General features: G+C 29.7%; 1 protein-coding gene. It reads left to right on the forward strand.

The annotated features are described in order from the left end of the window. Nucleotides 1-106 precede the first annotated feature (106 nt). Nucleotides 107-1,162, forward strand: coding sequence for an IS30 family transposase (locus GBZ86_RS16050; RefSeq protein ID WP_152892330.1), 1,056 nt, complete (start codon nt 107-109; stop codon nt 1,160-1,162). Nucleotides 1,163-1,218: the final 56 nt, after the last annotated feature.

A 1,218-nucleotide genomic window follows, 5' to 3' on the forward strand; every position in this document is an offset into this window, starting at 1 on the left:
AGCTTAATTGTAAAATGAAATTGAACTAAATAAAAAATCCATAGTGGATTAACCTGTGTTATGATTTAATCGCAAAACAAAATACAAAACACGGGGGATAATCACCATGGACTATCAAAATCATAACACAGAGTCAAGAAAAAATAAACATTTAAATATGAAAGAGCGTATAATAGTTGAAATGCGTCTTAAAGATGGCTTTTCTGCTTATAAAATAGCAAAAGAACTAGGTAGGTCTATAAATACCGTTTTAAACGAAATACGTGGTGGTACTACTAAACAAATTAATCAAGGTAAGAAATTTAAAGTGTACTTTGCTGATACTGGAGAAGCTGTTTATAAGAAGAATCGCTTAAAATCCAGTCGTAAATACAAACTATTAGAATGTAGTAATTTCATAGAATATGTAGTTGATAAAGTTAAAAATTATCACTGGTCTTTAGATGCATGTGTTGGTGAAGCACTATATTCCTCTAGATTTAGTCCGTACCAAATGATTTCTACAAAAACTTTGTATAATTATGTAGACATTGGCTTGTTACCTATAAAAAATATAGATTTACCAGCTAAACTTCATAGAAATATAAAGTCTACTAGAGTAAGAAATAATAGGAAAAAGCTTGGTACTAGCATTTCAGATCGTCCTGATTCTATTGAAAGCCGTGAAGAATTTGGGCATTGGGAAATAGATTGCGTATTAGGTGAAAAATCTAATAAAGACAACGTTTTGTTAACACTTGTCGAACGTAAAACTAGATATGCTATAATATCTGAAATGTCTTCTCATTCAGCTATATCTGTTACAAATGCTCTTAAGAAGATTAAAGAGCTTTTTGGTAGTAAATTTAGTGAAGTGTTTAAGAGTATAACTGCTGATAATAGCTCTGAATTTGCTGATTTATCGACACTTGAAAAAGAAACTGAAACTAAAACAAAAGTGTATTTCACCCATCCATATTCCTCTTTTGAAAAAGGTATAAATGAGCGTCATAATGGCTTGATTAGACGTTTTATTCCCAAGGGAAAACGAATTTCAGACTACTCATTTGAAACTATAACTTTTATAGAAAATTGGATGAACACTCTTCCTAGAAAACTTCTTCATTACAAAACACCGGAAGAGTTATTTGAAATACACTTAGATGAAATATATTCATTATAATAATTAGTCTTTAAATCATAATTAAGGACTAGTTCAATTTGATATTGCAATTTAGA

Source organism: Clostridium tarantellae (genome assembly GCF_009295725.1).
GTDB classification, from domain to species: domain Bacteria; phylum Bacillota; class Clostridia; order Clostridiales; family Clostridiaceae; genus Sarcina; species Sarcina tarantellae.